The 12,831-nt window shown below is 53.2% G+C and carries 14 protein-coding genes, 1 tRNA gene and 1 other RNA gene; 8 read left to right on the top strand and 8 right to left on the bottom strand.

Annotated elements, in window-relative coordinates:
- Positions 1–15 precede the first annotated feature (15 nt).
- Genes dnaE through IPI29_07010 form a run of 3 tightly spaced genes read right to left on the bottom strand, consistent with a single transcriptional unit; the run spans position 16 to position 3,752 of the window.
- The gene (dnaE, locus tag IPI29_07000; protein ID MBK7412285.1) at positions 16–2,718 is read right to left on the bottom strand and encodes a DNA polymerase III subunit alpha; all 2,703 of its coding nucleotides are present in this window, start codon (positions 2,716–2,718) and stop codon (positions 16–18) included.
- A gap of 10 nt (positions 2,719–2,728) precedes the next feature.
- The gene (locus tag IPI29_07005) at positions 2,729–3,469 is read right to left on the bottom strand and encodes a PHP domain-containing protein (GenBank protein MBK7412286.1); all 741 of its coding nucleotides are present in this window, start codon (positions 3,467–3,469) and stop codon (positions 2,729–2,731) included.
- Position 3,470: 1 nt separating this feature from the next.
- Positions 3,471–3,752, bottom strand: coding sequence for a polyhydroxyalkanoic acid system family protein (locus IPI29_07010; protein MBK7412287.1), 282 nt, complete (start codon positions 3,750–3,752; stop codon positions 3,471–3,473).
- Positions 3,753–4,027: 275 nt separating this feature from the next.
- On the opposite strand from IPI29_07010, the gene IPI29_07015 reads away from it, so the two are divergent.
- Together IPI29_07015 and IPI29_07020 are read left to right on the top strand one after the other, a co-directional pair.
- Complete coding sequence (locus tag IPI29_07015; protein ID MBK7412288.1) at positions 4,028–5,065, top strand: class I SAM-dependent methyltransferase; 1,038 nt, start codon at positions 4,028–4,030, stop codon at positions 5,063–5,065.
- Between the two features lie 5 nt (positions 5,066–5,070).
- Positions 5,071–5,472, top strand: a complete 402-nt coding sequence (locus IPI29_07020) for a DUF1801 domain-containing protein (GenBank protein MBK7412289.1) — start codon at positions 5,071–5,073, stop codon at positions 5,470–5,472.
- A 69-nt stretch (positions 5,473–5,541) separates the two neighbouring features.
- Here the strand turns inward: IPI29_07020 and phnE are convergent, their stop codons facing one another.
- The 5 genes from phnE to IPI29_07045 are packed head-to-tail and all read right to left on the bottom strand — an operon-like array spanning position 5,542 to position 8,927.
- On the bottom strand, positions 5,542–6,531 hold the full coding sequence (gene phnE, locus IPI29_07025; GenBank protein MBK7412290.1) for a phosphonate ABC transporter, permease protein PhnE: 990 nt from the start codon (positions 6,529–6,531) through the stop codon (positions 5,542–5,544).
- A 19-nt stretch (positions 6,532–6,550) separates the two neighbouring features.
- Positions 6,551–7,315: a phosphonate ABC transporter ATP-binding protein gene (phnC, locus tag IPI29_07030; protein MBK7412291.1), complete on the bottom strand. Its 765-nt coding sequence runs from the start codon at positions 7,313–7,315 to the stop codon at positions 6,551–6,553.
- Between the two features lie 16 nt (positions 7,316–7,331).
- On the bottom strand, positions 7,332–7,769 hold the full coding sequence (locus IPI29_07035; protein MBK7412292.1) for a hypothetical protein: 438 nt from the start codon (positions 7,767–7,769) through the stop codon (positions 7,332–7,334).
- Positions 7,762–8,325, bottom strand: coding sequence for a sigma-70 family RNA polymerase sigma factor (locus IPI29_07040; protein MBK7412293.1), 564 nt, complete (start codon positions 8,323–8,325; stop codon positions 7,762–7,764). The genes IPI29_07035 and IPI29_07040 overlap by 8 nt, the downstream gene beginning before the upstream one ends.
- Positions 8,322–8,927: a hypothetical protein gene (locus tag IPI29_07045; protein MBK7412294.1), complete on the bottom strand. Its 606-nt coding sequence runs from the start codon at positions 8,925–8,927 to the stop codon at positions 8,322–8,324. The genes IPI29_07040 and IPI29_07045 overlap by 4 nt, the downstream gene beginning before the upstream one ends.
- Positions 8,928–9,006: 79 nt before the next feature.
- Here IPI29_07045 and IPI29_07050 point away from each other — a divergent pair, with 79 nt between their 5' ends.
- The 6 genes from IPI29_07050 to arsB all read left to right on the top strand — a co-directional run bounded on the left by IPI29_07050 (position 9,007) and on the right by arsB (position 12,826).
- A complete protein-coding gene (locus tag IPI29_07050; GenBank protein MBK7412295.1) occupies positions 9,007–9,708 on the top strand; it encodes a (d)CMP kinase in 702 nt (233 codons plus the stop codon).
- A gap of 1 nt (position 9,709) precedes the next feature.
- The gene (locus IPI29_07055) at positions 9,710–10,600 is read left to right on the top strand and encodes a 4-hydroxy-3-methylbut-2-enyl diphosphate reductase (protein MBK7412296.1); all 891 of its coding nucleotides are present in this window, start codon (positions 9,710–9,712) and stop codon (positions 10,598–10,600) included.
- Between the two features lie 231 nt (positions 10,601–10,831).
- Positions 10,832–11,197: a transfer-messenger RNA gene (gene ssrA, locus IPI29_07060) on the top strand.
- A 7-nt stretch (positions 11,198–11,204) separates the two neighbouring features.
- Positions 11,205–11,277: transfer RNA gene (locus IPI29_07065), tRNA-Gly, on the top strand.
- A gap of 101 nt (positions 11,278–11,378) precedes the next feature.
- Positions 11,379–11,813, top strand: a complete 435-nt coding sequence (locus tag IPI29_07070) for an arsenate reductase ArsC (protein MBK7412297.1) — start codon at positions 11,379–11,381, stop codon at positions 11,811–11,813.
- Positions 11,810–12,826 (top strand): ACR3 family arsenite efflux transporter, encoded by a 1,017-nt coding sequence (gene arsB / locus IPI29_07075; GenBank protein MBK7412298.1) that lies wholly within the window; start codon positions 11,810–11,812, stop codon positions 12,824–12,826. The genes IPI29_07070 and arsB overlap by 4 nt, the downstream gene beginning before the upstream one ends.
- Positions 12,827–12,831 lie beyond the last annotated feature (5 nt).

Raw genomic sequence — 12,831 nt, forward strand, 5'->3', positions numbered from 1 at the left:
CCGATGGTTGTGGAATTAGCGCTCCGTGTCGATCAACACGTTGGCTTCGCCAAAAGTAGAACAAAGGAAGGCAGTATTCTCTTTTGAAGTTTTGATCTTCATCATCGAGGAGTATTGTCGCTTTCCGTCCGGACGCATCACTACGAATGAAAGGCTGTCCTCTGCGTCCGAGGTGTTGCATCGGTCCTTGAGCTTGGCGAGCTGCTCATCATTGACGGCATCTGGTCGGATGCAGACAACGTATCCTTTGGAGAATTTCTTCTCGGCCTGTTCCAACGAGAGCACTTCATCGACCACCATCTTCACGGTGTCTCCGTTGATCTCACACTTGCCCATCATCACAACAACGGTATCGGGCTTGAGCAACTCGGCGAACTGTTTGTACTTGTCACTCCAGAAGATGCACTCAACAGAACCGGTGTATTGCTCCACCTTCACAAAGGCAATGGTGTTCTCACGCTTGTCGAGTCGTGTTCGTATGTCGCTGATCAGTCCGCACAAACGAGTCTGTGTACCGGTCTTCTCAGGGTCGAGTTTCGACAATAACAACGTACTGAACGACTGCACGGCCAATGCATATTCTTGGAGTGGGTGACCAGATATGTAGAAGCTGAGATACTCACGTTCCTTGCGCAGTCGGTCACGCTCGGGCCACGGTTCCATACGTGGCAACGCCGGCTCCTTGGGACGTTCAATATCCTCTGTACCGAAGAGGCCGCCGGAGTTGGAGAGGGCATCGTCCTGCACCTGTGATGCATAATGCAATGCAGTATCGATCACTGAGAACAGCTGCGCACGATGACCGTGCTTCAGCGTATCAAACGCACCCGAACACACCAACGCTTCGAGCACACGTTTGTTGACAACCTTCTTTTCCACTCGAGCTGCAAAATCAAACATCGAGGTGAAGGGGGCTTCTTGCCGTGCCTCAACAATGGCCTCCACCGCAGAGATACCCACGGTCTTGATACCGGCCATGCCGAAGTAGATCACGTTCTTGTCGGCAACGAACGTTGCCATCGACCTATTCACATCCGGCGGAAGGACGTTGATGTTGAATCTCTTCGCTTCGTCGATGAGTGTTACGATCTTATTCTGATCACTCAATTCCGCCGTCATGTTCGCAGCAAGGAACTCGGCAGGGTAGTGCACCTTGAGCCATGCTGTTTGGAAGGCCAGATAGGCGTAGGCGGCTGAGTGCGACTTGTTGAAGCCGTAGGCAGCGAACTTTTGAATGAGGTCAAAGATCTCTGTGGCAAGAGCTTCGTCGATATTGGCGTTGGTCTTCGCCCCTTCCACAAACTTCGATCGCTGCTCGGACATCGACTTCTCGTCCTTCTTTCCCATGGCCCGGCGCATCACGTCGGACTGAGCAAGGGTGAATCCGGCGAGGGTCTGTACGAGCTGCATCACCTGTTCTTGATAGACAATGATGCCATAGGTCTTGTTGAGGATCGGCTCCATGAGCGGGTGCAGATATTCGATGGGCTTACGTCCGTTCTTGCGATCGATGAAGTCCGGGATGTTACCCATCGGACCCGGACGGTAGAGGGCGTTCATGGCGATGAGGTCATCAAGCACGGATGGCTTGAGTTCTCTCAGGGCTTTTTGCATCGGGTCGGATTCGAACTGGAACACGGCCTGTGTCTGACCACGTGCAAACAGCTCATACGTTGCCGGATCGTCAAAGTCTATCGTGTCGATGTCTACTACAAGGCCATGATTGCGCTTGATCTGTTCAAGCGTTTCATCTATGATGCTCAGTGTTCGCAGTCCAAGGAAGTCCATCTTCAACAGTCCGGCCTCTTCGAGGTCCTTCATGTTGTACTGGGTTGCAGGCTCCGTGGTAGGGGTCTTGTAGACCGGCACGAAGTCACTGATCGGACCCGGCGCGATCACCACACCGGCGGCATGAAGCGAGGCATTGCGGGCGAACCCTTCAAGGGTAAGCGCATAACTGATCATGTCCTTCAGACGTGGATCGTCCGAGGTCTTCAACCACCGAAGTTCCGGCAGGTCCAGTGCATCCTTGAGCGAGTGCACCTTGCCGAGGATCACCGGGATCTTATCGGTGATACTGTTGATGGTGGCAAGATCGATCCCCATCACACGGCCTACATCCTTGAGGACGGCGCGTGATGAGAGAGTGCCAAAGGTGATGATCTGGGCTACGGAATCAGCGCCGTATTTCTCCTTGACGTATTCGATGACGCGCTCGCGCTTGTCATCGGAGAAGTCAACGTCGATATCAGGCATCGACACACGATCCGGATTCAAGAATCGCTCAAAGAGCAGATCGTACTTCAGCGGATCGATATCGGTGATACGCAGTGCATAGGCGATCAACGATCCGGCAGCAGAGCCCCGTCCCGGACCAACACGGACACCCATTTCCCGTGCCGCACGAATGAAGTCCCACACGATGAGGAAGTACCCCGCATACCCCATGCGTTTGATCACATTCAGCTCAAAGCCTACGCGGTCCAAGATCTCATTGGTGAGAACAGGGAAACGTTCATCAAGCCCCTTCATCGTCAGTTCTTCGAGGTAGTCTTCCAACGTAGTGGCGTCGCTCTCCTCAGGGATGGGGAACTTCGGCAGCTGCAGTTCAGTGGGGATGGTCAGGTCCACCTTGTCGGCGATCTCCTGGGTCGACTCAATGCCTTCAGCAAAGTCCTTGAAGAGATCCTTCATTTGCTGCTGCGTCTTGAGGTACATCTCCGGTACCTTATACCGCAGATCGGGTTTTTACGTCAAAAGATCCGTCGCGCGAGAACGAAGCATCCTTGTTGATGTGCAGAAGAACATTGTGCGCTACCGCATCTTCCTTCTTGACGTAGTGGGCGTCATTGGAGACCACCAAGCGAATACCGAGTTCCTTGGCAAGTCGGGGAGCGAACTCTAGGACGTGACGGTCTTCGGGAAGTCCGTGATCCTGAAGTTCGATGTAGAAGTCATCACCAAAGATCTCCTTCAGCGTGATCGCATTCCGTCTGGCCGTTGCTTCGTCACCGGCCAACATCGGCGCATTGATCGGTCCGGCCAAGCAGGCCGACGTAGCGATCAGGCCTTCATGATACTCACGAAGCAGATCCATGTCGATACGGGGCTTGTAGTAATAGCCGGCCGTATGACCAATGGATGTAAGCTTGATGAGATTGCGATATCCCGTCTCGTTCTTGGCAAGCAACACCAGGTGGTAGTAGTTCCGTTTTTTGCCGGCGTCCTGTACCTTCTCGCGGTCCGTGTGTTTCTTGACGGCGATGTAGACCTCACAACCGATGATCGGCTTCACGCCAGCCTTCTTTGCCTTCTTGTAGAATTCAAAGCAGCCGAACATCACACCGTGATCGGTGATCGCGAGTGCCTTTTGTCCGTCCTTAACGGCAGCATCGATCATGCTCTGCGGACTAGCCGCAGCATCGAGAAGGGAAAAGTGTGTGTGGTTGTGAAGGTGAACGAAGCTCATGTTATTCCCCGAGTCGCTGTAGCTGTTTTCCGAGGGCTTCCTCGATCTGTCCCTTTGCCGCGGAACCGAACAATGATAGCTCGATATGGACGATCACTCGACCTTCTTCAAGCGTGATCGTACCGTGACCCATTTTGCCCTTTGCATGGAGAACATTGCCTTCCCAGCGATGCTCGTCCAAAAGGAGCTTCAACTCAGGTCGGCTAAGCACCTTGCTGTCAAGGGAGTGGCGCATTTCCGCCACGGTTTTCTTGGTTTCTACTGTCTGATGGATGGTTGCCATAGGGTGGGGGTGTTTGTCGTATTCGTAACTGAACAAGGACGAAAAAGGGGGCGAACCCTTGTCTGTGATGATAAAAAATGACGGTTTCGAAGGCCGAATCCCGTATTCTTACAACTTCCAAGCAAATTACTCTCTATCGAAGAAAGCAGCATATGGCGTCAAACGTCCCCCTGTCGAAGAACATCCTGGATCTCGTGGTTGTCCGCGACCCAAAAGTGAAGTCGCGCTACAAGAACGGCCAGAAGACCCCGATCACGAATTTCATCGAAGACTACATGAACGGTCGGGTCGACGTAACGGTTGACGTTCAGACGCTGTTGCAAAGTCGGGAAGCCTACTTCAACTACGACATCGTAGGCCACCACATCGGTTTCATCTTCAACAAGTTCATCCCGCAGCTCGCCATCCACTCCAAGAAGCAGGATGAGCGTATCGTTCGTGATCACTATGATCGTCGTAACGACTTCTTCAAGGGCTTCCTTGGAGAGCGCATGATCTACACATCTGCCTTCTACAAGACCGGCCAAGAGTCGCTTACAGAAGCCCAAGACAACAAGCTCAACCTCGTTAGCCAGAAGCTCCAACTCAAGAAGGGCGAACGCCTTCTCGACATCGGTTGCGGTTGGGGAACGTTGGTTGCGCACACGGCGAAGTACTTCGGAACAGATTCAACCGGTATCTCCATCGCTCAAGCAGGTGTTGATCATGGTAATGCCCAGATCGCCGAATGGGGCGTAAAGGACACAGCACGTTGCCTTCGAATGGACTATCGCGCGATCCCTCAGGACAAGTACGACAAGATCACGTGTCTTGAAATGGCTGAGCACGTAGGTGTGAAGTACTTCCAGCGTTTCATGAATCAGATCCACGGCCTCTTGAAGGACGATGGTCTGTTCTATCTTCAGATCGCCGGACTCAAGGCAGGTATTCACAAAGAGTCGCTCATCTGGGGCGCCTTCATGAATGAGTACATCTTCCCTGGCGCCGATGCCAGCATGCCACTCTCCTTCGTGGTGGCACGTTTGGAAAAGGCCGGCTTCGAGATCCACAGCGTTGAGAATGTTGGGATCCACTACTCACAGACCATCCAACAGTGGTATGACAATTGGATGGCAAACCGTGACGCAGTCTATGACGAGTACGGTCAGTGGTGGTATCGTTGCTGGGAGATCTTCCTTGGCTGGTCTGTTGACATCGCCAAGCAGGGCAACTCAACGGCCTTCCAGATCGTCTGCAACAAGAACCGCGAAACCTTCGATCGTCGCCGTTGGATCGGTGGCGTCAACATGGGAGAGTTCGACTTCAAGGGATAAGGGGCATGGCAAAAGCCGAAATCAAAACGAAACAAACGGAACAGTCCGTATCAGACTTTTTAGCGCGCATTCCCAACGAGGGAATGCGCGCTGATTGTTTAACGGTACTCAAACTCATGAAGAAGCTTACCAAGTGCGAACCCAAGATGTGGGGAGCCAGCATTGTTGGCTTCGGTACCCTTCATCTCAAGTACGCTTCCGGTCGCGATGTCGACTGGTTCCCCATGGGCTTCTCACCCCGCGCCGCAAACCTGACCATCTATCTGCACGGCGGCTTCGAGCAACACGAAGACCTCCTCGCCAAGCTCGGAAAATTCAAAGCCGGCAAAGGATGCCTTTACGTCAAGAAGCTCACGGACATCGATGTGAAGGTGCTCCAGCAAATTCTTAGTTACGTAGTTACTTAGTTACGCAGTTACTCTAGCACTCTAACAATCTAGCACTCTAACAATCTAGCACTCTAGCACTCTAACCCTCTAACGCAGGGCCTCCCGCACCCTAGCACTCACAACATCCAAGATCCAGACAACGGCTGTGATGAGGATCACGAGGGTGCCCACTTCATGATAGCGAGCAAGACCTTGGTACTGCGTGAGGAGTGTACCGATCCCGCCGCCCCCCACAAAGCCGATGATGGTTGCCATGCGGACGTTGATGTCCCAGCGGTAGATGGTGAATGAGAGGAAGGGGATCACACATTGCGGGACGATGGCGAACCAGAGGACCTGGATGCGATTTGCACCGGTGGCAGATATAGCCTCAATAGGTCCGGCATTGACGTCTTCGATCTGTTCGCTGTATTGTTTGGTAAGTGAGGCAACGGTGTGGATGACCAGAGCAAGCATACCGGCGAATGGTCCGATCCCGACCCATACACTGAAGATGATGGCCCAAATGATAGGCTCCATCGAACGCATGATGTTGAGGATGATGCGAAGCCCCATGTAGATGGTTTTGCCGAGGGGACTGGTGGCCATCACGTTGCGAGCGGCAGGGAAGCTTAGGAGGAAGCTCAGGGGGACGGCAACCACGGTTGCCATAAAGGCTGTGAAGATCGTTACAACCATCGCTGCAAGTGCTTCACCGATCACGTCGAACTCAGGAGTGAGGAGTGCACCGAAGATGCGTCCGGCACCCTGGAGTCCTTCGCCGGAAAGAAACTCGATCGGCGAGATATCGGTGATGATCCATCCGCCGATGATACACGTTGTGAGGGCGATCCATCCGAGATGCGTAACGATGGTGCGGGCTTGGCCTTCCGGAACGTCCAGGCCTGTGTAGAGTCGACCCAACGAGGCCCCACGCACGATTCCGATCAATGCCCACACAATTGCACCGCCAATGATGATCCCCATCGACAGCGGACCAAATGCCCATGGCTTCCCATCCAACAAGGATGGGAGTATGACTCTCTCGATCAGCGCCACTACCGTAGCACCAAGCAAAAGATCGATCACGATGGACATCAATTTCTTCACTAGCACATTAACGAATCTCCACTTCCACCGCGTCTTCACCATAGATGGTTGTGAACCATTCTTCCGTGATGTCATGGGGCGATCCATTGAACACCATGATGCCATCCTTCAGAGCGATCACTCGAGTTGCGTATTGACGAACAAGGGACAAGAAGTGAAGATTGCAGATCACTGTTGTTCCCATGTCCTTATTGATACGCTCAAGGTAGGTCATCACAGAGTGTGAGGTTGACGGATCGAGTGAGGCAACCGGTTCATCGGCCAAGAGCATGCGTGGTTGTTGCATCAACGCTCGCGCAATGGCAACACGTTGTTGTTGTCCGCCCGAGAGGGCATCAGCTCTGACGGTTGACTTTTCCGCGATACCTACAACACGCAGAGCTTCAAGCGCACGTGTGCGGAGTTCGTCGGAGAACCGACCAAGCATTGCAGCAACGGTGCCGGTTGACCCTAGAGCCCCATACAACACATTGTTCAGGACGCTGTGTCGGGGGATAAGGTTGAAGTGTTGAAAGATCATCCCGATCTGACCGCGGTGTTTACGCAGGGCATCATTTGCGATGTGCGTTACATCCTGGCCGTCGAAGGTGATCGATCCGCCCGTTGGTTCGATGAGTCGGTTGAGGCAACGCAGGAGAGTACTCTTGCCCGAACCAGACAAGCCGATGACAACGAGGAACTCCCCGGCTTCCACGTCGAAGGAAATTCCCTTGAGCGCTTGGAACCCGTTCGGATACGTATGTGTGAGGTCGCGTACCGAAAGCAATGGCATGGCGCAAGATACGGTGTTAGGCCGTCTCCATCCGCCATATCCCAACACCGATGAGGATCAACACGGGTAAACCCCAGAGCGCCCAGCTGCCATCCAGTTCGGGAGCGGAGAATGTGAATGACGTAGAAGCTGAATCGGAAAAGGCAACAAATACAACGGAGAGTCCAACCGCAAAAATCACAGCACCGAGAAGTCCACCATATTTCAGGATCCAGATCAAGGACCGATTTGGAGCAGGAACGTTCTCTACCCGACTCATGATCGTAGAAATCATGTCGGGCTGTGGTGCCTGATACAACATGTGCTGGTATGACTCGCGAAGTCTCTGTTCTCCGGAAAGCATCAACCGCAATGTTTCATCTCCCCAAAGCGATTGGGCTTCTGCCCATTCTGATGGGGTGAGTGAACCGTCAAGAAGTTTTGACAAAAGTTCGTGTTGATGAGTGTCAGGCATTGGTCAACTCCAGATCCGGACAACGCTTCAGGAGGGCTGTCCTCAATAACATTCTGCCTCTGTTGAGGCGGGTCTTCACCGTGCCAAGGGGCATGCCGGTGATCTTTGCGATCTGTTCATATGAACATTCCTCGCCGTAGAAGAGCTCCATCACTGCAGCGTAGAGTGGGGGCATGAGGGACATCTCTTCACGAAGAACCTGTTCTACTGTTTCATTGCTTAATTCATCGAACACAGCCGGCTCTATCCACGACGGTGCCGTGTCCTCATCGAGTGATTGAGACAATGGCATTCTTTTCTGTTTTTGAAGCGCATTGAGACATGTGGTATAGACGATCCGGTAGAACCAGGTGGCAAAGGAGGAGCCCCTTCTGAAACTTGCTAAGGATGTATAGGCCTTGACGAAGGAGTCCTGCACAAGATCCTCGGCCTCATGCACATTCTGCATCAGTCGTTCCGCCAGTGAGAGAGCCTTGCGTTGATATGCGGCAACCAACAAGCCATAGGCCTGTTGGTCGCCGGATAACACACGATCGATGATCTCTGCGTCGGTCATTTCTTTTCGAGACGATTGGCGATCAAATGATAGCCGATAAGCCCTATTCCGCCGAAGAGGAGGGAACTGGAGATAAAGACAAGGGGCTGGTGGTTTTCATTGATCATGGAAGAACTCACGATCACGAAGGCAACGAGCAGACCGAGACCCACGCCGGCGAGCAACATACCAAAACGCAGAGCGCCATATTTCTTGCTTGATTCATCGGAGCGATCGATGAGGAGGGAAGGATCCATACCCTTCTCGATCATGGCCATACGCAGCGCCCGCTTTGATTCGATGCCGCGCCAGACAACGAGGAAGGCACCGAGAATTGCGATGATCGGTATGAAGACACCGATGATCTCTTCGGGGTGGGTGCCACGTTGTTGATGAATGATCTCCGCTTCGCGAAGTTCGAAATCATGCTGTTTCTGCATACTGTCAAGTCGAAACTGTTCAGCCGTGGTGAGACCCTGGGAGTCCACCTGGGGGCTTACCGTTTCTTGGATCACCTTGCCATCCTTCGAGACGGTTGTTAGGGTACTGGTCGTTGTTGTCTGTTCAGAATGCAGAAGTGTCACGCCGAAGACTGTTAGGAGCACGATGAGTAGGTGTTTCACAGAAGTTCCTGATGAAGTGTGGAATTTCCCGTTTAGACAGCAAGAGTGGGTCAGGGTTTCACGTAGATTTGTTGAGCCTATGAAAAAGATCATCGTGACCATCGACGGACCTGCCGGAGCAGGAAAAAGCACAACGGCCAGACGCGTAGCAGAGCGCCTGGGGTATGTGTATATCGACACCGGCGCTATGTATCGAGCCATCACGCTTGCTGCATTGCGTCAAGGTACGCCGATGAACGACCATGATCTCGGAGAGCTTGCCTCCGGAACCGAGATCCACATGGAACCGGGATTCAACGGGCAGACCGTGATGATGAACGGAGAAGACGTCACAAAGGCCATCAGGCAGGCAGACGTCACAAGTTCTGTGAGTCAGGTGAGTACGTTCCCAACTGTCCGCAGGGCGCTTGTTTTGCGTCAGCGCGCGATGGGCTTCAACGGTGGTGTTGTGATGGACGGCAGGGATATCGGGAGCGTTGTTTTCCCGAATGCCGAGGTCAAGGTCTTTCTTATCGCTGACCCGGAGGAGCGTATCCGACGTCGCCTTGCCGAAGCACTGGACCGAGGTGAGCAGATCGATGCCGACCAGGTACGTGCCCAGATCATGGGTCGGGATAAACTCGACAGCGAGCGTGCAGATAGCCCCCTGATCAAACCCGACGGAGCAACAGAGATCGACACCACACGTCTAACGATCGACAACCAGGTGGAGCAGATCCTCGAACTGGTACACGGATATCAAAAGACCTACGATCTGGTCTCAAAGTTTGGAAACTTCTGATATGAACGTCTCGATCGACCGCTTCAGTGGCTTTTGCTGGGGTGTAGTGCGCACGGTACAGATCGCCGAAGATCAACTCGCTGCAACACGAGCAGACAGGAATGTCTATGTCCTAGGGCATATCATTCACAATCCCAAAGAGATCCAACGGCTTGAGGATAAGGGGCTTACCACGATCACCTCGGACGATTTCCCGCGTCTGGCCCACTCCGGAGCCAAGGTGATCATCCGAGCCCATGGAGAGCCCCCTGAGACCTACCGAAAGGCATGGGAGTATGGGATCGAGATCGTGGATGCAACGTGTCCGGTAGTGACCAAGCTACAAGAACGTGTGCGGAAGTTTTGGGACCAGGACTATCAGATCGTGATCTTCGGGAAGAAGGATCATGCCGAAGTTCTTGGAGTACGTGGCGTTGTCCACGACCAATGTGTGGTGATCTCAACGGTGGAAGAAGCAGAACACCTGGTTGCACTCGGTAAGAAAACCGTGTTGTTCTCCCAGACAACCATGGACAGGCCAACCTTCATCGCCGTGCGTGATGTGTTAAAGGCCCGAATTGCCGAGCTCGTGGTTGACACCATGGAAGACATTGCCACCGAGTTTCACGCAAAGGATACCATCTGCGGTCAGGTAAGCGGCAGGGAAGGCCAATTGGCCAAATTCGCGGCCGAGAACGACGTGATCCTCTTCGTAGCCGGACGTGCCTCTTCAAACGGCAAGGTCTTGTATAACGTTGCTAAGGCAGCGAACCCCAGAACCTACTTCGTAGAAACGACGGACGAGATCGACCCTTCATGGTTCGAAGGCGCATCATCCGTTGGGATCTCCGGAGCTACCAGCACCCCGCATTGGTATATGGAAGAGGTGAAGGAGTATTTGGCTAGTTACTAGTTACTAGTTACTGGTTACTTGTTACTAGTTACTAGTTACTGGTTACTTGCTACTTGTTACGGGTTGCGAGTTTCAATTGTACATGCGGAATCAACGAAACGCAGATCTTATACGTCAATGGAATATTACCGGATGGTAATCACTCCAGAACACCTAATTTGTAACTAGTAACTAGTAACTAGTAACTAGTAACTAGTAACTAGTAACTAGTAACTAGTAACTAGCCAACACGGGGATGTAACGGTCTCGACGGGGTGAGGCGATCACGAAGATGCGTGTCGAGCTACGCTGGTGGAGCTCGTTAATACAACTGGCGAAAACAAACATGCAGATAACTTCGGTTATCGCATGGCTGCTTAATTAAGTAGCTATGCCATCGGACGGAAGGGTGCTTGTTACCTTCCTCTCCGGTGACGCTTTCTAACAAGCTGGCGTGCAGCTGAGCAACAGGGCATAGCGCGAGACAACACTGAGGCTGGCTGAATGGGACCTATCGATCGGTTACCCAATCGGTGAGAAAACGTAGATCGAAGACACACGTGGTAAGCTTCGGGTGGTCCACTTCGGACCCGGGTTCGACTCCCGGCATCTCCACCCATCGTAAGCGGGAGTAGCTCAGTTGGTAGAGCGTCAGCTTCCCAAGCTGAATGTCGCGGGTTCGAGTCCCGTTTCCCGCTCGGTTACGGTTTCGTAACGTTGGTGGTTGTTGATATCGCATGATCTTTGCGGTGATATCACCAACCACCATTACGTTTTTATGCCCTCTAATCCTCGTAAGATGAACGTCCTCTTCCTTTGCACCGGCAATTCGTGTCGCTCACAAATGGCGGAAGGCTGGGCCCGAACGTTACTCTCGGATACCTGTGTTGCCTACTCGGCCGGTATAGAAGCACATGGCCTGAATCCTATGGCCGTCCGTGTGATGTCGGAAGTAGGCATTGATATCACCACACAACTCTCCCAGACGATCGATGATCTCCCTAAGATCGCGTGGGACCTCGTGGTAACGGTCTGCGACTCCGCAAGGGAACGTTGCCCATACCTGCCTGGCGTAGCCATCACCGTCCACCATTCGTTTGACGATCCTCCTGCCGAAGCCAAGGGTCTTCCGGAGCAAGAGGCTCTCGAAGTGTATCGTCGAGTTCGCGACGAGATCAAGAGTTTCGTTGTGGCACTGCCGGCATATTTCACGCCCATAACAGAGTCGGCATGAATCTGCTCGACCGCTACCTCACGTTATGGATCTTCGGAGCCATGGTCATCGGTGTGGCGCTTGGAGTGTTGATCCCGGGATTGCCGCAAGCCTTAGAGAACATGCAGTCCGGCACAACGAATATTCCGTTGGCCATCGGACTGATCGTGATGATGTATCCGCCCCTTGCCAAGGTTCGGTACGAGCTGTTAGGCGAAGCATTTCGCGACACCAAGGTCCTTGCACTTTCCCTTGTACAGAACTGGGTGATCGGTCCGGTATTGATGTTTGCACTGGCTGTTCTGTTCCTGCCCGACAAACCGGAATACGTCCAAGGTCTGATCATGATCGGCCTTGCTCGATGTATCGCCATGGTGATCGTGTGGAACGACCTGGCCTGTGGTAATCGAGAATATGCAGCCGGACTTGTAGCCTTCAACAGCATCTTTCAGGTGTTGTTCTATAGCGTCTATGCCTGGTTCTTCCTCACGTGGCTTCCGCCGATCCTCGGGTTGGAGGGGGCTTCTGTTAACGTATCCATGGGACAGATCGCAGAGAGCGTGCTGATCTACCTCGGCGTGCCGCTTGCGGCAGGCTTCCTCACGCGCGTGATCCTGCGGAAGATGAAGGGCGAGGTTTGGTATGATGATGTCTTTGTTCCGCGAATTGGTCGCCTCACGCTTGTTGCACTTGTCTTGACGATCATGGTCATGTTCAGTCTCAAAGCAACGAGTATCCTGGGCGTGCCTCTGGACGTTGTGCGAGTGGCGATCCCGTTGACCGTCTACTTCGTGGTGATGTTCGCCGTGAGCTGGGGGTTGAGTCGGTATATGGGAACCGACTACGAACGAACCACAACGTTGTCCTTCACTGCGGCATCCAACAACTTCGAACTTGCCATCGCTGTGGCTATTGCCGTTTTCGGCCTCAGCTCAGGTCAGGCTTTTGCCGCCGTGATAGGCCCCCTTATCGAAGTACCGGTGATGTTGCTTCTTGTTCGTGTGGCGTTGAAGCAACGGCATCGGTTCGCCTGACGTCA

It is taken from the genome of Ignavibacteria bacterium (assembly GCA_016707005.1).
Lineage (GTDB): Bacteria > Bacteroidota > Ignavibacteria > Kapaibacteriales > Kapaibacteriaceae > UBA10438.

Excerpts from the sequence above, each read along its gene's own strand:
- IPI29_07035 (MBK7412292.1), bottom strand. The coding sequence starts at position 7,769 with ATGCCTGACACTCATCAACACGAACTTTTGTCAAAACTTCTTGACGGT.
- IPI29_07070 (MBK7412297.1), top strand. The coding sequence starts at position 11,379 with ATGAACGTCCTCTTCCTTTGCACCGGCAATTCGTGTCGCTCACAAATG.
- dnaE (MBK7412285.1), bottom strand. The coding sequence starts at position 2,718 with ATGTACCTCAAGACGCAGCAGCAAATGAAGGATCTCTTCAAGGACTTT.
- IPI29_07015 (MBK7412288.1), top strand. The coding sequence starts at position 4,028 with ATGAACGGTCGGGTCGACGTAACGGTTGACGTTCAGACGCTGTTGCAA.
- IPI29_07020 (MBK7412289.1), top strand. The coding sequence starts at position 5,071 with ATGGCAAAAGCCGAAATCAAAACGAAACAAACGGAACAGTCCGTATCA.
- IPI29_07005 (MBK7412286.1), bottom strand. The coding sequence starts at position 3,469 with ATGAGCTTCGTTCACCTTCACAACCACACACACTTTTCCCTTCTCGAT.
- IPI29_07040 (MBK7412293.1), bottom strand. The coding sequence starts at position 8,325 with ATGACCGACGCAGAGATCATCGATCGTGTGTTATCCGGCGACCAACAG.
- phnE (MBK7412290.1), bottom strand. The coding sequence starts at position 6,531 with ATGTCCATCGTGATCGATCTTTTGCTTGGTGCTACGGTAGTGGCGCTG.
- IPI29_07010 (MBK7412287.1), bottom strand. The coding sequence starts at position 3,752 with ATGGCAACCATCCATCAGACAGTAGAAACCAAGAAAACCGTGGCGGAA.
- arsB (MBK7412298.1), top strand. The coding sequence starts at position 11,810 with ATGAATCTGCTCGACCGCTACCTCACGTTATGGATCTTCGGAGCCATG.
- phnC (MBK7412291.1), bottom strand. The coding sequence starts at position 7,315 with ATGCCATTGCTTTCGGTACGCGACCTCACACATACGTATCCGAACGGG.
- IPI29_07055 (MBK7412296.1), top strand. The coding sequence starts at position 9,710 with ATGAACGTCTCGATCGACCGCTTCAGTGGCTTTTGCTGGGGTGTAGTG.
- IPI29_07050 (MBK7412295.1), top strand. The coding sequence starts at position 9,007 with ATGAAAAAGATCATCGTGACCATCGACGGACCTGCCGGAGCAGGAAAA.